The organism is Streptosporangium sp. NPDC005286 (assembly GCF_040607515.1).
Lineage (GTDB): Bacteria > Actinomycetota > Actinomycetes > Streptosporangiales > Streptosporangiaceae > Streptosporangium.
Genome location: NZ_JBEXGU010000173.1, coordinates 1 through 19,448, shown reverse-complemented (window position 1 = coordinate 19,448; position 19,448 = coordinate 1). Strand labels below are relative to the sequence as shown.

General features: G+C 71.0%; 19 protein-coding genes. 7 read left to right on the top strand and 12 right to left on the bottom strand.

What is annotated here, in order from left to right:
* Positions 1 to 32: 32 nt before the first annotated feature.
* Both ABZU75_RS38420 and ABZU75_RS38415 read right to left on the bottom strand, forming a co-directional pair.
* The gene (locus ABZU75_RS38420) at positions 33 to 512 is read right to left on the bottom strand and encodes a DUF1003 domain-containing protein (protein ID WP_350921812.1); all 480 of its coding nucleotides are present in this window, start codon (positions 510 to 512) and stop codon (positions 33 to 35) included.
* Entirely contained in the window at positions 505 to 1,734 is a 1,230-nt protein-coding gene (locus tag ABZU75_RS38415; protein ID WP_355565689.1) for a CBS domain-containing protein, read from the bottom strand. The genes ABZU75_RS38420 and ABZU75_RS38415 overlap by 8 nt, the downstream gene beginning before the upstream one ends.
* Positions 1,735 to 1,872: 138 nt before the next feature.
* Between ABZU75_RS38415 and ABZU75_RS38410 the strand changes: the two genes are divergently transcribed.
* Positions 1,873 to 2,817: an EamA family transporter gene (locus tag ABZU75_RS38410; protein WP_355565686.1), complete on the top strand. Its 945-nt coding sequence runs from the start codon at positions 1,873 to 1,875 to the stop codon at positions 2,815 to 2,817.
* On the opposite strand, the gene ABZU75_RS38405 is transcribed toward ABZU75_RS38410, so the two are convergent.
* Together ABZU75_RS38405 and ABZU75_RS38400 are read right to left on the bottom strand one after the other, a co-directional pair.
* A complete protein-coding gene (locus tag ABZU75_RS38405; RefSeq protein WP_355565683.1) occupies positions 2,792 to 3,157 on the bottom strand; it encodes a hypothetical protein in 366 nt (121 codons plus the stop codon). The genes ABZU75_RS38410 and ABZU75_RS38405 overlap by 26 nt on opposite strands.
* Before the next feature lie 60 nt (positions 3,158 to 3,217).
* A complete protein-coding gene (locus ABZU75_RS38400; protein ID WP_355565680.1) occupies positions 3,218 to 3,793 on the bottom strand; it encodes a biotin transporter BioY in 576 nt (191 codons plus the stop codon).
* A gap of 159 nt (positions 3,794 to 3,952) precedes the next feature.
* On the opposite strand from ABZU75_RS38400, the gene ABZU75_RS38395 reads away from it, so the two are divergent.
* Both ABZU75_RS38395 and ABZU75_RS38390 read left to right on the top strand, forming a co-directional pair.
* Complete coding sequence (locus ABZU75_RS38395) at positions 3,953 to 4,894, top strand: CoA ester lyase (RefSeq protein WP_350921824.1); 942 nt, start codon at positions 3,953 to 3,955, stop codon at positions 4,892 to 4,894.
* Between the two features lie 460 nt (positions 4,895 to 5,354).
* On the top strand, positions 5,355 to 8,519 hold the full coding sequence (locus tag ABZU75_RS38390) for a hypothetical protein (RefSeq protein ID WP_355565676.1): 3,165 nt from the start codon (positions 5,355 to 5,357) through the stop codon (positions 8,517 to 8,519).
* A gap of 17 nt (positions 8,520 to 8,536) precedes the next feature.
* Here the strand turns inward: ABZU75_RS38390 and ABZU75_RS38385 are convergent, their stop codons facing one another.
* The gene (locus tag ABZU75_RS38385) at positions 8,537 to 8,935 is read right to left on the bottom strand and encodes an NUDIX hydrolase (RefSeq protein WP_355565673.1); all 399 of its coding nucleotides are present in this window, start codon (positions 8,933 to 8,935) and stop codon (positions 8,537 to 8,539) included.
* Positions 8,936 to 8,952: 17 nt separating this feature from the next.
* On the opposite strand from ABZU75_RS38385, the gene ABZU75_RS38380 reads away from it, so the two are divergent.
* The 3 genes from ABZU75_RS38380 to ABZU75_RS38370 all read left to right on the top strand — a co-directional run bounded on the left by ABZU75_RS38380 (position 8,953) and on the right by ABZU75_RS38370 (position 11,356).
* On the top strand, positions 8,953 to 9,651 hold the full coding sequence (locus tag ABZU75_RS38380; RefSeq protein WP_355565670.1) for a DUF6758 family protein: 699 nt from the start codon (positions 8,953 to 8,955) through the stop codon (positions 9,649 to 9,651).
* A 76-nt stretch (positions 9,652 to 9,727) separates the two neighbouring features.
* Entirely contained in the window at positions 9,728 to 10,441 is a 714-nt protein-coding gene (locus ABZU75_RS38375) for an MBL fold metallo-hydrolase (protein WP_355565667.1), read from the top strand.
* A 6-nt stretch (positions 10,442 to 10,447) separates the two neighbouring features.
* Positions 10,448 to 11,356: a PD-(D/E)XK nuclease family protein gene (locus tag ABZU75_RS38370; protein ID WP_355565663.1), complete on the top strand. Its 909-nt coding sequence runs from the start codon at positions 10,448 to 10,450 to the stop codon at positions 11,354 to 11,356.
* A 15-nt stretch (positions 11,357 to 11,371) separates the two neighbouring features.
* Here the strand turns inward: ABZU75_RS38370 and ABZU75_RS38365 are convergent, their stop codons facing one another.
* The 3 genes from ABZU75_RS38365 to ABZU75_RS38355 form a co-directional block, all read right to left on the bottom strand.
* Positions 11,372 to 12,289: an oxygenase MpaB family protein gene (locus ABZU75_RS38365; protein WP_355565660.1), complete on the bottom strand. Its 918-nt coding sequence runs from the start codon at positions 12,287 to 12,289 to the stop codon at positions 11,372 to 11,374.
* Positions 12,290 to 12,358: 69 nt separating this feature from the next.
* A complete protein-coding gene (locus ABZU75_RS38360) occupies positions 12,359 to 13,231 on the bottom strand; it encodes an alpha/beta hydrolase (RefSeq protein WP_355565657.1) in 873 nt (290 codons plus the stop codon).
* 367 nt (positions 13,232 to 13,598) lie between these two features.
* The gene (locus ABZU75_RS38355) at positions 13,599 to 15,434 is read right to left on the bottom strand and encodes a DEAD/DEAH box helicase (RefSeq protein ID WP_355565654.1); all 1,836 of its coding nucleotides are present in this window, start codon (positions 15,432 to 15,434) and stop codon (positions 13,599 to 13,601) included.
* 369 nt (positions 15,435 to 15,803) lie between these two features.
* Here ABZU75_RS38355 and ABZU75_RS38350 point away from each other — a divergent pair, with 369 nt between their 5' ends.
* Positions 15,804 to 16,442 carry a ferritin-like fold-containing protein gene (locus ABZU75_RS38350; protein WP_355565651.1) on the top strand — a complete coding sequence of 213 codons (639 nt, stop codon included), beginning with the start codon at positions 15,804 to 15,806 and terminating at the stop codon, positions 16,440 to 16,442.
* A gap of 761 nt (positions 16,443 to 17,203) precedes the next feature.
* Here ABZU75_RS38350 and ABZU75_RS38345 read toward each other — a convergent pair.
* The 4 genes from ABZU75_RS38345 to ABZU75_RS38330 form a co-directional block, all read right to left on the bottom strand.
* A complete protein-coding gene (locus tag ABZU75_RS38345; RefSeq protein ID WP_355565648.1) occupies positions 17,204 to 17,434 on the bottom strand; it encodes a DUF3107 domain-containing protein in 231 nt (76 codons plus the stop codon).
* A gap of 109 nt (positions 17,435 to 17,543) precedes the next feature.
* Positions 17,544 to 18,173 (bottom strand): TetR/AcrR family transcriptional regulator, encoded by a 630-nt coding sequence (locus ABZU75_RS38340; RefSeq protein ID WP_030910552.1) that lies wholly within the window; start codon positions 18,171 to 18,173, stop codon positions 17,544 to 17,546.
* Positions 18,174 to 18,233: 60 nt separating this feature from the next.
* Positions 18,234 to 18,536 carry a hypothetical protein gene (locus ABZU75_RS38335; RefSeq protein WP_355565644.1) on the bottom strand — a complete coding sequence of 101 codons (303 nt, stop codon included), beginning with the start codon at positions 18,534 to 18,536 and terminating at the stop codon, positions 18,234 to 18,236.
* A gap of 604 nt (positions 18,537 to 19,140) precedes the next feature.
* On the bottom strand, positions 19,141 to 19,448 hold a 308-nt coding region (locus tag ABZU75_RS38330; protein ID WP_355565641.1), incomplete at its 5' end, for a hypothetical protein.

Here is a 19,448-nt window from a genome sequence, read left to right as displayed (position 1 = left end):
CGCGCCGGGACACTCGGCGCGCGACCCGCCTTTCACGCCTCCGTGGACGTTCGCGGCTCCTGGAGATCCTCCTGGAGGCGCTGCAGTTCCGAGCGGATGTAGTCGCGGGTGGCCACCTCGCCGACCGCCATGCGCAGGGCGGCGACCTCCCGGGTGAGGTACTCCAGATCGGCCTGGTTCCGTTCCGCGGCCCTGCGGTCGTGCTCGTTCTGGACCCGGTCACGGTCGGCCTGCCGGTTCTGGGCGAGCAGGATCAGCGGCGCCGCGTACGAGGCCTGCAGGGACAGGATCAGCGTCAGGAAGATGAACGGGTAGGGGTCGAACCGCAGCGGCGGGGGGCCGAAGGCATTCCACAGGCCCCAGACGGTGACGAAGACCGTCATGTAGACCAGGAACCTCGCGGTGCCGAGGAAGCGGGCGATCTGTTCGGAGAGCCGCCCGAACGCCTCGGGGTCGTAGTGCGGACGGAGCCGCAGGCCGGGCTGTCTGGGCTGGTCGAGGCGGTCAGCCATGCCTGTCCTCCTGCTCGCGCCAGTCCTCGGGCAGCAGGTGGTCGAGCACGTCGTCCACCGTGACGGCCCCGACCAGGCGCCCGGCCTCGTTCACCACGGGAGCCGCCACCAGGTTGTAGGTGGCCAGGTAGAAGGTCACCTGGTTCAGGGTGAACTCCGGCCTGATCGGGTCGAGGGAGGTGTCCAGAATGCTGCCGAGCAGTGTGGACGGCGGCTCGCGCAGCAGCCGCTGGAAGTGGGCCAGGCCGAGGAAGCGGCCGGTGGGCGTCTCGATGGGCGGCCTGGCCACGTAGACCTGCGCGGCCACCGCGGGAGTGAGCTCGCGCTGGCGGATGTTGGCCAGCGCCTCGGCGACCGTCGCGTTCGGCGGCAGGACCACCGGCTCGCTCGTCATCATCCCGCCCGCGGTGTTCTCCGGGTAGATCAGCAGCCGCCTGATCGGCGCGGCCTCCTCGGGCTCCATCAGCGCCATCAGCGCCTCGGCCTGCTCGGCGGGGAGGTCCTGCAGCAGGTCGGCCGCGTCGTCGGGGTCCATCTCCTCCAGCACGTCCGCGGCCCGGTCGGGGGAGAGCCTGCTCAGAATGCTGATCTGATCCCGTTCGGGGAGCTCCTCCAGCACGTCGGCGAGCCGTACGTCGTCAAGGGCCGCCGCCACCTCGACCCGCCGCTTGTCCGGCAACTCGTGCAGTGCCCCCGCCAGGTCGGCGGCGCGCATCGACTCGAAGGCGACCAGCAGGTTGGCGGCGCCCTGGTCCTTCTGGACGGCGCCGAAGCCGTGGACCTCGGCCCAGTCGACGACTCTGGTCGCGCCGCGCCGGCGCAGCCCCATGCCGGGCGTGCTCGGGACCACCGCCACCTTGGTGACCAGCCACTCGGCGCGCCTGGTCTGCTCCATGGCCAGGTCCAGGACCGTCATCCGCTCGCCGTCGACCTCCACACCGAGGTCGAGCAGCTCGGCGACGGCCAGGGTCTCGGTCGCCCGCTGCTCGAACCTGCGCATGTTGAGCTGGCCGCTGAAGACCACGGAACCCGTCTGGGCGGACCGGATCCGGGTGATCGGCAGGAAGACCCGGCGCCGGGGCTGCACCTCGACGACCAGCCCGTGCACATGCGGCGGCGCGCTGCCGGCGATGGCCACCACCACATCACGGACCCGGCCGATCTGGTCCCCGGCGGGGTCGAAGACCGGGGTACCGGCGAGACGCGCGATGAAGATCCTCACATTTGAAGCGTAGGCCGCGTCTCGGGCCTACCGGCTGCTGCCACGCTCCCGGCTCACATGCCGGAATCGATTTGCTGGCCGGTATCCCGACATGACAGCATCAAAGGTGCACAATGGTAATTACGGGAATGGTGTTTCATGAGACGTGCAGGACTGCTGATCGCACTCGCGTCGTCCCTCTGTTTCGCCTTCTCGGGCCCCATGGCCAAATACGTGGGCGCGGCGGGGCTGGCCCCGCTGGAGGCGGTCTGGGTACGCATGGCGGGCGCCGGGCTGCTGCTCGTCGGCGTCCTCGCGGTGGCCCGGCCCTCGGCCCTGCGCATCCCGCGTTCGCGGCTGCCGTTCTTCGCGGCGTACGCGGTGATCGCGGTGGCCGGTGTGCAGGCGCTCTTCTTCGCGGCGATCACCCGGCTGCCGGTCGGCGTCACCCTGCTGATCGAGTACACCTCGCCGGTGCTGGTGGTGCTCTGGGTACGGTTCGTCCGGCGGGTACGGCTGTCGCGGGCGGCCTTCGCCGGGGCCGCCGTCGCCGTGCTCGGCCTCGGCATCGTGGTGGAGGTCTGGTCGGGTCTCGCCCTGGACCCGGTGGGACTGCTCCTCGCCCTCGCCGCGGCGGCGTGCAGCACCGGATACTTCCTGCTCAACGACAGCTTCGGCGACGAGATCGATCCGCTCGGGCTGGTCGCCTGGGGGCTGCTCGGCGCCGCGGTGGCGCTCGCCCCGATCTCCCAGCCCTGGAACATCCCCTGGGAGGTGTTCGGCGGGACGGCCACACCCGTGGGCGGCTACTCGCTGCCGGTGGCCGCGGCGCTGGCCTGCCTGATCGTGATCGCCACGGTCATCGCCTACATCCTCGGCGTGCTGGCGGTACGCCGCCTGTCGGCCGCCATCGGCTCCACCGTCGCCTCGCTTGAGGTCATCGCCGGGGCGGTGGTCGCCTGGATCCTGCTGGGCGAGGCGCTCGGACCTTTCCAGATCGCGGGTGGCGTGATCGTCCTGATCGGCGCCTACCTGGCCCAGCGGGCCACGGTCGTGCCGCCGGTGCCCGTGCCGGAGGTCAGGAAGCCGGCTCCCGTGGGATGAGCCGGATCACCTGGGAGGCGGCGGCCCAGCGCTCCACCAGTCTCGCGCCGTCGGGGGCGTTGAGCCGCTCCTTGGCGAGCGCGGCCACCGCGTCGGCGGCCTTCGTCTGGTCCATCACCTCCACGCCGGCGTCGAAGGCCACCAGGCGCCCGCCGTTGTCCTTGCTGCGCAGCGTCACCCGGACCTCATCGGCCTCGGCCAGCCCCGGCAGCGGTTGCTCGCCCCCGCCGGTGACCAAGTAGATCGCACCGTCGTACCAGGTGTGCCAGGCCAGCCGGGGCCGGTCCAGCGACAGCCACAGGACGCTCGACTTCTTGGCGCCCTCCTCGATCACACCCATGAGACGAATGTACGGCCTGTTCCTCCCCTTGGGGCGGTACAGGCCGTACGCGCCGTGAGGTCAGCGCCGGGAGAGCTTCCAGGCGGCCGGGAGCAGCCCGGCCGCGATGGCGATCTTGAGGGCGTCGCCGAGCAGGAAGGGCAGCACGCCCACCGCGAGGCCGGTGGCGAGGTCCACCTGGGCGACGGCGATGAGGACCGGCAGGCCGAAGGCGTAGATGACCAGGTTGCCCAGGATCATCGTGCCGACGGTGCGCGGGACGGTGCGGTCGCCGCCGCGCTCGGCGAGCTTGCCGACCACGGCCGCGGCGGCGATGAAGCCGATGACGTACCCGAAGGACGCGCCGCCGAAGCCGGAGGTGCCGCCGGCGAACCACGGCACGCCCGCGAGACCGACCAGCAGGTAGAGCGCCATGCTCAGCGCCGCGCGGTTCATGCCGAGGGCCGCGCCGACCAGCACGACCGCGAAGGTCTGGCCGGTGACCGGGACGGGCGAGCCGGGCAGCGGGAAGCTGAGCTGCGCCGCCAGGCCCGTCAGGGCGGCGCCGCCGACCACCAGCGCGACGTCGCGGGTACGGGAGCCCGGGATGAGGTCGGACAGTACGGCGGGCCTGGTCACAGCGGAAGCGTTTGCCATGGTGCGTGTCTCCTTTGCAGGTTCTTGACGCTCATTCTTGTGAGGTCTCCGGCAAAAGCCCTGCGAGATCGCCGCCAAGAACAGGGGGAGGTCTTTGTCCGGACGCCATAGCGCCGCCCGGCCGCCGGTCTGCTTTCCCGCGGGCGCTAGCGTGTGCCCATGCGTTCTCGGCGTTCATGTCTCGCGGTGCCCGGCAGCAACCCCCGATTCCTGGAGAAGGCCCAGGGGCTCCCGGCCGACGAGGTCTTCCTCGATCTGGAGGACTCCGTCGCACCCCTGGCCAAGGAGGGGGCGCGCAAGAACATCGTGGCGGCGTTGCGCGAGGGCGACTGGTCGGGCAGGACGAGGGTCGTCAGGGTCAACGACCTCGGCACCCAGTGGACCTACCGCGACGTCATCGAGGTCGTGGAGGGCGCGGGGGAGTTCGTCGACTGCCTGATGCTGCCCAAGGTGGAGGACGCGGCCCAGGTGATGTGGCTCGACACGCTGCTCACCCAGATCGAGAAGGCGAACGGCCTCACCGTCGGCAGGATCGGCATCGAGGCCCAGATCGAGAGCGCCAAGGGCCTGGTGAACGTGGACGCCATCGGCGGCGCGTCCCGGCGCCTGGAGACGCTCGTCTTCGGCCCGGCCGACTTCATGGCCTCGATCAACATGCGGACCCTGGTGGTCGGTGAGCAGCCGCCCGGCTACACCGAGGGCGACGCCTACCACTACATCCTGATGCGCATCCTGATGGCCGCCCGGACGCACGGCCTGCAGGCCATCGACGGCCCCTACCTGGCGATCAAGGACCTGGACGGCTTCCGCCGGGTGGCGGGCCGGGCCGCGGCGCTGGGGCTCGACGGGAAGTGGGTGCTCCACCCGACCCAGATCGAGGCCGCGAACGAGGTGTTCTCGCCGTCGCAGGAGGACTACGACCACGCCGAGCTGATCCTCGACGCGTACGAGTACTACACGACGGTCGAGAGGCGCGGCGCGGTCATGCTCGGCGACGAGATGATCGACGAGGCGTCCAGAAAGATGGCGCTGGTGGTGGTGGCGAAGGGCAGGGCCGCCGGTCTCGCACGAACCACGGCCTTCACACCGCCCACGGCCTGACACCGGCGGGGGTCACATGTCGGCGGTTGACATGAGGCGGGCCGCGGTGGGCGGGCGGGGGTGAGCCGGGGGGTTTCACGGGTCTCGGCGGGCTGGTGTGTTTCAGGATTTTTATGGACAAATCATGATAATCCAGGCGCCCGGCTGATAAATCTGACTAGAGAGGTCTCGTCATCGCGGCCGGGACGTGTTGCTCTTGACTGTGTACGGCAGAGGTGCGGCCGGTCGGCCGCGGGAGGTGATCGTTTCCGGAGAACGGGGTAGTAGTAGGGTCGCGTGCGATTTGCCGCATCCGTAGGGGTTGCGGCCTACCGTTACGGAGACGACTGGAACGGTCCGGGGTGCCGACTCCGGGCTGAAACGGGCTTCCTGCGAGGAGGTGCTGAGCGTGGCCTCGGGCCCCCACGACCCGCGCTCGCGAGAGTGGCCGGCGGATGACGGCGGCGTTCACGACGATGCCATGCGTGCAGGCGGGTCCCAGGAGCCACACGCGTCCCCGCCGACGATCCAGCACTCCCCGCCGGGTCCCTCCGGCGACGACGCGCGCGGGCTCTCCATGGCCTCCCCGTGGATGCTCCCGCCGTTCGCGGCGCCGACCCCGGACGACGGCGAGCCGCCCCGGGCCCGCCCGGAAGGACTCGGCGGCGAGCGGCGCCGTCCGTACGCCCAGCCCTACGCCCCCACCCCCCAGCCCGCCGGGCAGTCGTCCCCGGCAGAACCCCCCGCCCCCGACCACCTCGCCACCGATCACCTCGCCGAGGAGCCCGTGGAGGAACGGGGTACGGGGCAGGGCCGCCACGCCGTACCGGAGCGAGGGCGCCCGCGCCTGGTGGACCGCCCTGACCTCCTGGTCGCCTCGGGGCCGACGCCCGAGCGCAGGGGCAGGAGGAGGGCGGACCGGCCCGATCTCCTGGTCGCCTCGGGGCCGGCCCGCGAGCGGGGCAAGGACGGGCGGACAGTGCCCCCGCAGCCCCCGCAGCCCCCGCAGCCCCCGCAGCCCCCGCCTCCCGCGCCCGAGGACCGGATCAGGATGGGACCGAGCATTCAGGCGACGCCGGAACCGGCGCCCACTCCGGAACCCGGCTCGACACCCGGGCCGACCTCCGAATCGGAGCCGGGACCCGAGCCTGAGGGGCCCGGCACGCCCGTCGAGGACGATTTCGAGCCCGTACGCCGGGTGGGGCGCCCGCCCGGTGGCAGACCCGCCAGGCCCGACCTGCTCGTCGCGGAGGGCCCGCCCGGCAGGCGGGGCCCCAACGGCGGGCGGCATCACCGCTCGGCCGCCGCGCCCTCCGCGGTACGCCGGTCCAGCCCGACCAGGCGCAGGCGTGGCAGGGGCCTGGTGATCCCGTTCCTGATGGTCATGGTCCTCACCGTCGCGGTCGGCGGCGGCCTGGCCCTGTGGGGCTGGGTGAGCAGCCCGTTCGCCACCGGTCTCCGGCTGGTCGGCGACGAGGCGGGCTCGGGCGACGAGAACTTCGTGCCGCGGGCCGGTGTCGGCGGCAACGGCTCCAACCAGGTTCTCAACGCGGTGGCCTCGGTGGGCTCCGTCATGGTCGCGGTCGGCAGCGACACCACCAGCCCGGTACCCAGACCGCTGTTCCTGGTCTCTCCCGACGGCGGCACGACCTGGCAGCTGGGCAGGATGATCGGCCCGGTGGGGTACGAGACGGGGCCGACCACGGTGGGCCGGGTGGCGGGCGGTGACGGTCGCTGGCTGGCGGCGGGCAACGACCCCCTCGGCTCGGGGCACGGCCTGTGGACCAGCTCCGACGGCTACAGCTGGACCGCCGTCGACCCCGCTGAGCTGGACGCCTTCGCGCGCGGGGACAAGATCATGGACCTGGCCAGGACCGACTCGGGCTTCGTCGCGGTCGGCGCGGCCGTGCTGGACGACGGCACCACCGGGGCCGTCGCCTGGGTCTCTCCCGACGGGCGCGCCTGGAAACGGGTGGCGACCCGGGAGATCGGCATGCCGGACAAGGTGCGGGGCATCAAGGCGGTCGTCGCCAGGGGGAACGCCGTGGTCGCGCTGGCGGACCCGGCCCAGGGGCAGTCCACCTCGGTCATCCTGCGTTCGGCCGACGGAGGCGGGAGCTGGCAGCGGACCGGCACCGCGCTCAACGACGTCATCCCCGAACCGGGCGCGCTGGCCGTGGCCGGCGGGGGGTTCGTCCTCGTACCGACCCAGCAGCGCAGCGACAAGGGCGAGGTCCGCGTCTACTGCTCGCCCGAGGGCGCCGACTGGAAGGCCTGCGGGACCATCACCGGCCTGGGGTCCGACGGTTCCGGCGTCAGGCGGCTGGCCTCCTCCTCGGCGGGGGTGGCCGCGGTCGTCGAATCCGGTTTCGAGCGCTACACGGTCCACACCAGCTCCGACGGCCGGGACTGGAGCAAGACCACAGACCTCGGCGAGGTACCGGGCTCGCTGCGGGCGCTCGCCCTGTCCGACACCGGCACCCTCGTCGTCGGCGGCGACGAGCGCGCCGCCGACGTGGACAACAGGGTGGTGCTCATCACCGCGCCCAAGGGCGGAGAACCGAGGCCGGTCTCCCTGGGGGGTATCGAGGGCCTGGCCAGAGCCGCCCGCGAGACGGCCAGGGTGGCCGCGGGCGACGGCAAATTCGTCGCGGTGGGTGCCGTCTCAGGCGACGCCGGGATCTGGAGCAGCACCGACGGCCAGAGCTGGAAGGCGGGCGGCCCGGCGCAGCTCCTCGGCGGCCCGAGGCGGCAGGCGCTCGCCGACGTCGCGCACGGCAGGCGGGGCTGGTTGGCCGCGGGCAGCACGATGACCGACGCCTCCTCCACCGAGCCGCTGCTGCTCACCTCCTCCGACGGTGAGAACTGGCGCAGGGTTCCGGTGCTGGGCCCCCTCGCCCCGGCGGGCGACCACGACTTCCTCGCCCCGCACGCGGTGGCGGCGGGCCCTTCCGGTTACGTCATGGCGGGTGAGGACCGCGGCCCCGCCGCCACCGTGCCCGTCCTGTGGTTCTCCGCCGACCTCAAGCGCTACTCCAGGGCGGCCAGGCTTCCCGCGGGCGGTACGGGCGTGCGGCTGCACGACGTCTCGGCGACCTCGTCCGGATACGTGGCCGTCGGCGGCTCCGGCACCGCCGAGCGCGAGACCGGCGTGGTCTGGGTGTCGGCCGACGGGGTCAACTGGAGCGCGCGCAAGCCGGTCCTGCCCCCGGGGGCGACGTCGGCGGGGCTGCGGCACGTGGTCCTGTACGGCGGGGACATCGTCGTGGCCGGCACGGCCAGGACGGAGGACGGCCAGAAGGCCTTCGGCGCGGTGTCCGCGGACAACGGGACGAGCTGGGAGTTCTCCTGGCTCCCCGGGGACACCGCGTCCGCCGTGCAGGATCTCGCCGCGACGCCGGAGGGCGTGGTGGCCGTGGGCTGGTACGGGGTTCCAGGCGAGGGCGACAGCGCGGCCTGGACCTCGGAGGACGGGCTGAACTGGCAGCTCCACACCCCCAGCCAGGGCAGGCTGGACGGCGACGGGGCCCAGTGGCTCGGCGCGGTGGCGGTCCTGGGCGGCCAGGTCGTGGCTCTGGGCCGCTCCACCACCTACAGCGCGGACCACCTCACCCTGTGGCGCTCCAAGCTCACCTCGACACGGTGAGGTGGACCTCGCGCCGCTCACTCCCGCGCGATGACCGCCCACTCGACCAGCGCGTCCAGCAGGCCGGGGGTGAGCGGGAGCCGCTGTAGCTCCGCGCGGGTGACCCAGCGGACGTCCGCGGCGTCGTCCCCGGCGGAGAGCGTGCCGCCGGAGACCTCGGCCAGGTAGTCGCGGATCTCGTAGAGGGCACCGCCGGGGCCTGGGCGGTCGAGGGTTCCCGCCAGGCGCCCGGGGACGACGGTCAGGCCGGTCTCCTCCAGAACCTCTCTGATGACCGCCTCGGGGTCGGACTCGCCCGGCTCGACCCGGCCGCCGGGGACGGACCACAGCCCCATCCCGGGTGGCCTGCCGCGACGGACCAGAAGCATCCGCCCCGAACCGTCGAGGATGATCGCCCCCACACAATTTACGCGCACGTGAACAACATTACGGCGTGATAACGACCGGGCCTCTTGACGGATGGGCCGTCGAAGAAGCAGCGTGGGTAGGCGTGAAAGCCGCCCCTACATGCCCACGCTGTTTCGGCCCGCTACGTCCGCCGAGTGCTTGGTCAAGCTCCTGGAGATGCGGTCCCCACGGTGATGTGCTGCCGTTCCAGCCACCCATACCTCCCTCCGCCGCCGCGGTGGAGGCCATCACCCGCATCTCCCGCGTCCCCGTCTGGGTCCCGTGGCCGCTGCCCACGGGGTGGCTGGTCACCGGGTTCGCCCACGTGGGTGACGAGCGCAGCGGCGTACGGGCCACGGTGGTCGCGGTCTCCGGACCTTCGCTGACCTACGGGCCCGCCGATCTGCTGCTCATCGCCGAGGAGCCCGGGGTCGGGCTCGGCGCGGCGTTCGCCGGGTTGGAGAGCACCGATCCCGGTACCGGCTTCGATCAGGGCCCGCCGCACGCCAAGATCGAGGTCAAGGGCCATCCGGCCGCCCTGTGGTGCGTCACCGCCGCCTGTGACCGGGCCGTCTACGTGGGCGAGGCACTGGGGAACTGGCTCTGGGCGGTCGTGTGGCCCGCCGAGGCCGGCTACCTGATGACCCTGGCCGAGCTGTCCCTGCGCGATCTGCGCGACCACGACCAGGCTCTTGACCTGCCCTTCGGGGCGTTCTCCCCGCGCCTGGAGGCCCCGGCCCCCTGACCGCCCGCCCGGCATTCGAACCTTTGACCGTTCCGTCCGGACCGGAGGGTGGGGAGAGGCAGTAAAGTTCGGAAGCGTGACAGCGCGTATCGAGCGAGTGGTGACCGAGGGCGTCGTTGATGTCGACGGCGTCGAGCACAAGGTCGAGAACAACACGTGGATCCTGGGTGACGACGAGGATGTCATCGTCATCGACCCCGCGCGCGACGCGGAGGCGATCCTGGAGAAGGTCGGCGAGCGGGAGGTGCTGGCGATCATCTGCACCCACGGCCTGCCCGACCACGTGGGCGCGGCCATCGAGGTCGCGGCCAGAGACGAGGCGGTGATCGCCCTCCACCCCAAGGACAGGCCGCTGTGGCGACTGACCTGGCCGGACACCTGGCCGGACATCGACATGGAGGACGAGGGCCTGTTCGAGGTCGGCGGTGTCCAGCTGGAGGTCATGTCCACCCCGGGCGTCTCCCACGGTGGCGTCTCGCTTTACTGCGAGGCCCTGGAGGCGGTCTTCACCGGCAAGACCCTCCAGGCCGACGGCCCCGGCAGGGTCGGCGGTGAGTATCCCGCCCTGGCCGACCAGCTGACCGCCATCGGCGGACGGCTGTTCACCCTGCCCCACGCCACCCGGGTGCTGCCCGCGCACGGCGAGGAGAGCACGATCGGCGACCTGGAGCCTCAGTTCGACGCCTGGCTCTCCGGCTCGCTGACCCGAGGGGCGCAGGAGCAGGAGGAGGGACCGCTGACCGACGGCACGCGCGCGGCGGGGATCCGGCTGAACCTCCGGGACGAATAGCCCTCGATGGACCAGCTTCCCCTGGATGGCATGCCGCGGCGGCTGTATGCCTGCACGCCGTCGCGGCTGAACAGCTGGCTGGACTGCCCCCGGCGCTACCGGTTCACCTACCTGGATCGGCCCGCGCCGCAGAAGGGCCCGCCGTGGGCGCACAACAGCGTGGGCGTCAGCGTGCACAACGCCCTGGCCGCCTGGTGGCGCGAGCCGTACGAGCGGCGTACGCCCGAGGTCGCCGTCAGCCTGCTCACCAGGGGATGGATCAGCGAGGGGTTCCGCGACGCGGAGCAGTCGGCCGCCTGGCGTGACCGGGCCGGGGAGATGGTCCGCGGATACGTGGCGGGCCTCGACCCCGCCGCGGAGCCGGTCGGTGTCGAGCGCACCGTCGCCACGCGCACCTCCGTCGTGGCCCTCTCCGGCCGGGTGGACCGGCTCGACCGGCGCGGCGAGGAGCTGGTCGTGGTCGACTACAAGACCGGCCGGCGTCCGCTGACCACCGACGACGCCCGTTCCTCGCTCGCGCTGGCGGTCTACGCCATCGCCTCCTCGGCGATGATGCACCGTCCCTGCCACCGGGTCGAGCTCCATCACCTGCCGACCGCCTCCGTCGTGGAGTGGGAGCACACCGACGAGTCGCTGGCCCGGCACCTTGGCCGAGCCGAGGAGATCGCCGTCGAGGCCTCCGAGGCCGACGAGCGTTACCGGGCATGGTCGGCCACCCGCCCTGGCAGGACCGGCTCGGCCGCGTCACGGACCAGGGGCATCGGCCGGACCCCGCCCCCGGTGCCGCCCGAGGTCGAGGCATCCTTCCCGCCCCGTACGGGCCCGCTGTGCTCGTGGTGCGACTTTCGCCGCCACTGCCCCGAGGGCCAGGCCGCGAGCGGCGACCGCGAGCCGTGGGGCGCCCTCGCGGACTGACCGCGTGGCGCGTCGTCAGGCGGTGCGGGGCAGCCGGTCCGGCCAGCGGCGCGGGTCGGTCAGCCCCTTGAGCCCCTTACTCAGGTCGTAACCCGCGGCGCCGAGCCGCTCGCGGGAGGCCCCGAGCATTTCGCGGGTGCCGGGGGTGAACGCCCGGTCGTGGAAGTGTTCGGGAAGCGAGTTCATGGTCAGCCGGAACGCCCTCAGCGCCGCTGTCACCGTGCTGGGCGGCACCTCGGGCAGCACGCCGTACATCTGTCTGGCCCAGTCGGGCAGCGAGTAGTAGCAGAGCGCGCCGAAGGGGAAGTAGGCGGGTTTGCCGGGGGCGAGGACACGCAGCTCGGCGGGCAGTCGCGGCCAGAGCAGGAAGCGCACGGTGGAGGCGGCCTCGGGGGTGACCCTCAGCGCCGGGCGGACCGAGGCGAGGTAGCCCTCCAGCTCCGCCAGGGAGCCGGGCACGTCCTCGGCGTGCAGGCCGACGTAGGTGGCGCTGCGGCGCTGCTCGGCCAGGTAGCGGTCGGCCTGGCGGTCGCTGAGTCCCAGGCCCGCCCGGCGTGCCACGGTCAGGTAGGAGGAGACCTCCGCGCAGTGCACCCAGAGCAGCAGCTCCGGGTCGTCCACCCGGTGGGTACGGCCGGTGTCGGGGTCGTTGATGCGGAGCCGCCGGTGGATTCCCCGGACGCGGCGGCCGATCTCGTCGGCCTCTGCGGGGCTGCCGAAGGTGACCCTGCCCACGAAGTCCGCCGTGCGGCGGAGCCTCCCGAACGGGTCCTGCTGGAAGTTGGAGTTCTGCCAGACGCCACGCATCGCGAGGGGATGCAGGGCCTGGAGCATGAGGCCGCGGACCCCGCCGACCCACATGGAGCGGTCGATGTGCACCAGCCAGGTCGCGGTGTGCGGAGGCTGGACGACGATGTCTTCGATGCTCGCCATAGTAAGTAAATCATTACACGGCATTCGACGACGCGTCCAACAGGGGTCGCGTTAGCGGGAAACCCCAGGTCAGCTTCTTGGCCGGCTCTCCGCGGCGTTCCAGAAACGGATGAGCGCGGCGGCCGTGGTCTCCGGGGCCTCCACCGCGGGGGAGTGGGCCGCGCCGGGGACCACCACGCAGTCGGCGTCCAGCCGGCGGGCCATCTCCGACTGCATATGCGGCGGCCAGCCGTCGTCGTGCTCGCCGTACAGGACCAGGGTGGCGACGTCGACCTGGGTGAGCTCGTCGCACCGGTCAGGCGCGGAGAGCACCTCCTCGGTCATCGTGTACATGCCGGTGGGCGAGTTGGCGAACAGTCGCTTGCGCAGGAAGGCGATGATCTCGTCGGAGACCCCGGCGGACAGGGCCTCGGGCTCCATCCGGTTGTGCCACAGGTGCTCCAGCCCGAGGTCGGGCAGTTCCGAGATCATGATGCGCCCCGCGTGCTCGCGGGGCCCGACGATCGCGGCGGGTCCGGAGCTCATGAGCGTGTAGGACCCGAACCGGGTACGGCCGTCGATGACCGCCTCCCGGGTGACCAGGCCGCCGAAGGAGTGGCCGACCAGGTGGATCGGGCCTCCGTGGCCGATCACCTGGGCCAGCACGTCGACGTCGTTGCCGAGCGCGGCGCAGGTGTAGGCGCTCCTGTCGTCGGGGCCGTTCGACTCGAACTGGCCTCGCATGTCGATCGCGATGACCTGGCGGCCCGACTGGGCGAGCGTCTGCAGCACCGCGATGAAGTCTTCCTTGCTCCCCGTCAGACCGGGAACCAGCAGGGCCGGCCAGCGCTCAGGAATGCCGCTGACGGGCAGGGCCTCCAGGGCGGCGAAGGTGCCCACCGCCGTCTCGATCTGGCGAGAACGGACGCCAGGAGGCATGGTCAGAAAACGCGGCGTACTCACGTAGCCCCACGATACCTCTCTTTTGACGTCCTCCCCCGGCTCGAAAGCCGGGGATTCCGGCACCCGACCTGCGGGTCGGGTCTGCCGGTTCGCGGTTCACCGGCCCGGGCGATCCCGAAGCCTCCCCGCGCGGACACGGCACGTCCTGCCGCGTTCGGAAAAACAGGATTCGCTTGGCTGTCGCGGAACATCCCAACCCTATCGAGCCGCACCCGCGAGACGAGAGAGAACCGAGAGGTGCCTCCTCGCCGCGCCGGCGGACGGAGCATCCGCCCTGGCAGTCCGGTGAAAGCGCTCCGTGCGTCCGGGAGCGCGAAAAGGGGCGCCACCGTTATGGTCGCACCCCCTTTTTTCAAGGCCTGCACCGCTAGTTCGGGCGACGAACTCCTCGTTGCTGGCCGCGCATCTGCGGACGGCGGCGGCTCTGCACGCGCTCGGAGGCCGCCGAGGGGGCGATCTCGTCGTCGTCCGACGCCAGGTCCGGAGACTTGAAGATCACCGCGAACGGGCTCGACGGAATGATCTTCTCGGGCTGTGGCCGGGGCCTGGAGACCTCTGCCGCGGGCTCGTCGTCCCAGTGTTCGGCCACGTCGTCCTCCACGCCTGCGGTGAACTCCGCCACCGGCTCCTCGTTCCACACGGGGGCCTCGGCCACCTGCTCGCGCCTGGCACGGCGCTGCCTGCGGACCGGCTCGTCCGTCGCGGAATCGGAATGAGCCGAAGCCTCGGACTCCCCGATGAGGCTCACCTCGGGGTTCAGCCCGGCCCTGCGGGCACGGCCCCGGCGGGGCGCGGCCTCGGCGGCGTACTGGTCGTCACGGCTGTCCTTGCGGGGTGCCACGTCCGTCTCCACCTCAGCGATCTCGACGACAGGGGACTCAGCGGGCTGGACCTCCTCGGCCGTGACCGGCGCGGAGATCTCCTCGCTGGTACGGCCGCCGCGAGTGCGACGGCGCTCGCGGGACGTGCGTGCCGGACGCTCACGACGCTCCTCACGATCGTCCTCACGCCCCTTGCGGGGAGAGCGGGAGCGGATTCGCCCGGTCTCGCCGAGATCCTCGACCTCCTCGGCGGCCAGGCCCGCCCGGGACCGGTTGGCGCGCGGCAGCACGCCCTTGGTGCCCTCGGGGATGCCCAGATCGCTGAAGACGTGCGGGGAGGTCGAATAGGTCTCGACCGGCTCGGGGAAGGGGAGCGAGAGCGCGTTGTTGATGACCTTCCAGCGAGTGAGGTCCTCCCACTCGACGAAGGTCACCGCGACGCCCGTCTTGCCGGCCCGGCCGGTGCGACCGATCCGGTGTACGTACGCCTTCTCATCCTGCGGGCAGTCGTAGTTGACGACGTGGGTGACGTCGTCGACGTCGATGCCGCGCGCCGCGACGTCCGTCGCGACCAGCACGTCGATCTTGCCGTTGCGGAAGGCACGCAGGGCCTGCTCGCGCTGGCCCTGGCCGAGGTCGCCGTGAACGGCCGCGGCGGCGAAGCCGCGCTCCTTGAGCTGCTCGACGACCATGTCGCAGGCGCGCTTGGTCTCGCAGAAGATCATTGTGAGCCCGCGGCCCTCGCACTGCAGCAGGCGGCCGACGATCTCGATCTTGTCCATCCGGTGCGTGCGCCAGACGAACTGGGTCGTCTGCGGGGTCGCCTCGGCCTCGGCGTCGTTGTTCTCGGCCCGCACGTGGGTGGGGCGGGTGAGGTAACGCCTGGACAGGGCGACGATCTCGCCCGGCAGGGTCGCGGAGAACAGCATCGTCTGCCGCTCCGCCGGGATGAGCTTGATGATGCGCTCGATGTCGGGCAGGAAGCCCAGGTCGAGCATCCGGTCGGCCTCGTCGAGCACGAGCGTCCCGATCTGGCTCAGGTCGAGGTGCTTCTGCTTGACCAGGTCGAGCAGGCGGCCCGGGGTGCCGACGATGACGTCGACGCCCTGCTTGAGCGCCTCGATCTGGGGTTCGTAGGCGCGCCCGCCGTACACGGTGAGGATCCGCGAGCCGAGCTTGCCGGCCGCCGTCACGAGGTCCTCGGTGACCTGAACGGCGAGCTCGCGGGTCGGTACCACGACCAGCCCGCGGGGCTTCTTGCGGTTCTTCCTCGGCTTGCCGACACGTTGCAGCATCGCCACGCCGAAGGCGTAGGTCTTGCCGGTGCCGGTGCGCGCCTGGCCGATGATGTCCTGGCCGTTGAGGGCCAGGGGGAGTGCCATTTCCTGGATCGGGAACGGCGCGATGATGCCCTCGGTCTCAAGGGCATCGGCGATCTCTGGGGTGACTCCGAGGTCTCGGAACGTCGTCAGCTTGGCCTGCCTAAATCTCCGTTGAAGGCAGGACTGCCGGGACCACGGGCAGAAAACGTGTTCCCCGTGCCGGGTCCTCGCGGAAGGTCCAGCCTTCTCATGTCATCAGCGACCGCTGCGGCGTCACGCCGACTTTTGGGGGCGTCCGGGAGTGGATATCCCGGATTAACACGGTGCGGTCGCACTTTCACAGAGCAGTGTACTCGATACCACAACGGAGAACCGATTTCTTCGTATTCCCGGTGAATCGCGAGGTCGATCAGATCGTAGGCTGCCCCCATGAGCGATTCCCCTCCCGGTGTCTCCGACCTGCTCGGTGTTCTCGCCTACGCCGAGCTGACGGCGTTCCTCAGGCTCGCCGAGGACGCCACGCGGTATGCCCCCTCGCTGACCGATCGGGCGGCTCTCGGCGGCCTCGCGGCGGCCGAGTACGCGCACTTCGAGCTGCTCCGCGACCGGCTGGCCGACCTCGGGGTGGATCCCGAGGAGGCGATGGAGCCCTTCGTGGGGCCACTGGACGACTGGCATGCCCAGACGACTCCGGGGGACTGGCTGGAGGCTCTGGTGAAGGCGTATGTGGGCACGGGGATCGCGCTCGACTTCTACCGCGAGGCGGCCATCGGCGTGGACGACCGGACGCGGAACCTCGTCGAGGAGGTTCTCGCCGACGAGGGACGGTCGCAGTTCGCCGTCGAGAGGGTCGGCGCGGCGCTCCAGGAGGACCCCAAGCAGGCGGGGCGGCTGGCGCTGTGGGCCAGGCGGCTGGTCGGGGAGGCGCTGAGCCAGGGACAGCACGTGGCCGCGGCCAGACCGGAGCTCGCGGCGCTGCTGGTGGACGCGGCGGGGGAGGACATCGGCCGGATGTTCGCCGGGCTGACCGAGAAGCACGGCAACCGGATGGCCGCTCTGGGGTTGTGAACCGCCGGCTCCGAGTCTCCGGTATGGGGACCGGATGGCCGTCCGGGGCGTGTCCTCCGCCCCTGGACCGGCCGCTGGACCGGCCCAGGGCCTGTTCGCCGGGGGGCGGAGCAGGGGAACCGGTCCCGCGGATCAAGGCGCGTGGGGCGCCGAACAGCGGTAGCGTGCGAGACATGAGGGCCTCGCGCCGCTATGGCAGTTCCTTGACGAGATGTGGGCCGAACCGCTGGACCTCGCGTCCCGTGTTACGCAGAGGAGGCGCGGGGTGTCCGGCCGTCGGCCGGGGCCGGGAGCATCTCCGCCGGGTCAGACGTCCGCGCTGCTGCGGTTTCGGCGAGCGGGACGAGTGCTCGGGCACATGGGGTTGATAGCCGTTCCGTCGTGAGTACGTTCTGTTATGCTCTGGCGCACTCAGGGTAGCGGTGCGGCCGGTTGGTCGTGGCCTTGCCGTAGCCGGCAAGGGTTTCGCTCTTCTGGCGTGTTGATCGTGCTCACGGTCACGTCGCCCAGAGTTGCGGGGAGACGTTAAACGCTCGTGGAGCCGATGTAAGACCAGGTCGTAAGGCCGGGCGGTTGGCGGTGAAGCGAGAACTCCCGAAAGGGAGAACGCTCATGCCGCAAGTCGTGGGCTACTTGGGAGCGCGCTTACCAAGGCACACTCATAAGTAACGGTGGGTCACCCGACGCCGGTGCTCACGCCAGATCCGCGGACCGCGCCGTGCCGGCGGGGGACGACGATCTGGCGCGAGCCTCGGAATCCGTCAGAGCGTGCCGCCGAAGCCGACGGGACGCAGCGCCTCCCCGCCGATCTCGATGAAGCCGAGTGACGCGATCGGGACGATGACCTTCCGGCCACTGATGTCGGTAAGGGTGAAGACACCGGCGCTGGACGCGAGGGCGGCGCTGATCTCGCTCTCGACCTGGTCGGCCGTGAGGTTGGTCTCCACTACGAGTTCACGGTGCACGGAACGTACGCCGATCTTGATTTCCATCCTGCTCCCTTTCGATGAGGGTTGCTCGTCCCATGGTCACCCCATCGAAGGTCCGACGCGCCGGTTGATCGCGCCAAGCGAACAGAAGTCCCGTGGCCACGGGACGTTCTCAGTGATCGGCGACGGTGCGGGGGAAACCGGAGATGCCGCGCCACGACAGACGCGCGATGAGCTGGGTGGCCGCGTCCTTGGGGATGGAGCCGTTGCTGCTGATCCAGTAACGCGCGCTGACCTCGGCCATGCCGACCAAGCCGACACCCAGCAGGCGCGCCTCGTCGCTGGAGCAGCCGGTGTCCTCCTGGATGACCTGGCTGATCATCTCGGCGCTCTCCCGGAGGTTGCGCTCCATGCGCTGGCGGACCGGGGCGGCGTTGCGCAGGTCCGACTCGAACACCAGCCGGAAGGCCTCACCCTGGCTGGAGACGAAGTCGAAGAACGCGCCGATCGCGGCCTGGACACGCTGCTTGTTGTCCGTGGTGGAGGCGAGGGCGTCGCGGCAGCGGGTGATCAGGTCGTCCACATGCAGGTCGAGCAGGGCCAGATAGAGATCCTGCTTGCCTGGGAAGTGCTGGTAGAGGACCGGCTTGCTGACCCCGGCCCGCTCGGCGATCTCGTCCATCGCGGCCGCGTGGTAGCCGTTCTCCACGAAGACCTCCTGCGCCGCGCTGAGCAGCTGGCGGCGGCGGGCTGTCCGGGGCAGCCGGGTGCCCCGGGGCTTGGCGTCCGGGGTAGCGGTCACGTGGTCTCCTCGGGTGAAACTCCTGGCGTCTGGGGCCATCCTACGCGCGGGTAACAGGGGTCAGCGATAGTCGTCCTCATCGAGCTCGATCGCGCGTCGCTGCTCGAAGGTGTCGGCGGGGTCGGCCTCCATGGGAACGGTATCGGGCCACTCCTCGCCCTCCTCGCGCGCGGTCCGATTCTGCTCGGCGGCGTCCGCGGGGTCGACCTCCGCCTCCGCGGCGAGGTCGGCGGACGAGCCGGAGCCGCCCTCGCGTGCCGACCGGCGCTGCTCGGCGGCGTCGGCCTCGGGTGTCTCGATCGAGATCTCCTCGGACAGATCGTCGATCGTTTTCCCATGCTCTCTGTCGCCGCGCGCGTTCATGTCTGACATCCCCTGTCGTCATCCGGACTTCGGCACGTTTCCTGTCCTGACCCGGTTCCTGCAAACGTCGGACATCGCCCAGCGTACGACCTCGGATGCCGCGCGCTGAGAAAGACGCGGCATCGGATTGCCCATGGCGGTACCTGCCGCATTGGTGGTGCTTCACGGCTGTCCGGCGAAGTTTTAGAACGTGTGTGCGAAATATGGCTGGAGGTGTTGGATCCGGCGGGCCGCGTCGGTGTCGAGGTGGCCCAGGCGAGGCGGGTACCGCTCGGTTGATATCCGAGAAAGAGGGGGAGAGCGGTGCGGGCCGGATATCAACAGCGGGGGCCCGCGGTTCGAAAACCGCGGACCCCCGCCTGTAATTCGTGAGAAATGAGAACTCGCACTGTATTGAGAGTCAGAGGCTCGGGGATTTCTCCTCAAGTTCCCGTATTCGAAGTCCGGTCGCTGCTTCTCGGTGAGAAGCGGTGATCGTGGCGAATACGGTGTCCTGTCTCTCCGTTACGGTTCCGGAGCCGCTCACAATCGCGGGTCCGGCCGCGTGGTTTCGGCCTCTGGCCGTGCCGCGCCCCGATCGGGGTGCGTGACCCTGGTCAGGTGACTAGGAGACCGGGGGGGCGCCAAGGCCGTTGTTGCCGCCGTTGTTACCGCCGTTGTTGCCGCCTTCCTCGTCGCGGCGCTCACGGCGGCGCTCCTCGCGAATGGGCTCGAAGCGGTCCTGGCGGTTGTCGTTCCTGAGGTGGTTGCGGTTGTTGTTGTGGTTGTTGATGATCAGCCTGAAGCGGTGACGGCTGAAACGGCGGTGGCAGCCGCCACCGCAGCCGCCGCCCCAGGTCGGGAAGGCGGCGCCGGTGATCGTGGTGGTCATCGCGCTGGCGCTGGTGACGGTGGTCGCTGCGCCCATGCCGA

What these genes read in the sequence shown, in the direction of transcription:
- ABZU75_RS38420 (WP_350921812.1), bottom strand. Translation starts at nt 512, where the DNA reads ATGGCTGACCGCCTCGACCAGCCCAGACAGCCCGGCCTGCGGCTCCGT.
- ABZU75_RS38410 (WP_355565686.1), top strand. Translation starts at nt 1,873, where the DNA reads ATGAGACGTGCAGGACTGCTGATCGCACTCGCGTCGTCCCTCTGTTTC.
- ABZU75_RS38405 (WP_355565683.1), bottom strand. Translation starts at nt 3,157, where the DNA reads ATGGGTGTGATCGAGGAGGGCGCCAAGAAGTCGAGCGTCCTGTGGCTG.
- ABZU75_RS38400 (WP_355565680.1), bottom strand. Translation starts at nt 3,793, where the DNA reads ATGGCAAACGCTTCCGCTGTGACCAGGCCCGCCGTACTGTCCGACCTC.
- ABZU75_RS38395 (WP_350921824.1), top strand. Translation starts at nt 3,953, where the DNA reads ATGCGTTCTCGGCGTTCATGTCTCGCGGTGCCCGGCAGCAACCCCCGA.
- ABZU75_RS38390 (WP_355565676.1), top strand. Translation starts at nt 5,355, where the DNA reads ATGCGTGCAGGCGGGTCCCAGGAGCCACACGCGTCCCCGCCGACGATC.
- ABZU75_RS38370 (WP_355565663.1), top strand. Translation starts at nt 10,448, where the DNA reads ATGGACCAGCTTCCCCTGGATGGCATGCCGCGGCGGCTGTATGCCTGC.
- ABZU75_RS38365 (WP_355565660.1), bottom strand. Translation starts at nt 12,289, where the DNA reads ATGGCGAGCATCGAAGACATCGTCGTCCAGCCTCCGCACACCGCGACC.
- ABZU75_RS38355 (WP_355565654.1), bottom strand. Translation starts at nt 15,434, where the DNA reads ATGGCACTCCCCCTGGCCCTCAACGGCCAGGACATCATCGGCCAGGCG.
- ABZU75_RS38350 (WP_355565651.1), top strand. Translation starts at nt 15,804, where the DNA reads ATGAGCGATTCCCCTCCCGGTGTCTCCGACCTGCTCGGTGTTCTCGCC.
- ABZU75_RS38345 (WP_355565648.1), bottom strand. Translation starts at nt 17,434, where the DNA reads ATGGAAATCAAGATCGGCGTACGTTCCGTGCACCGTGAACTCGTAGTG.
- ABZU75_RS38335 (WP_355565644.1), bottom strand. Translation starts at nt 18,536, where the DNA reads ATGAACGCGCGCGGCGACAGAGAGCATGGGAAAACGATCGACGATCTG.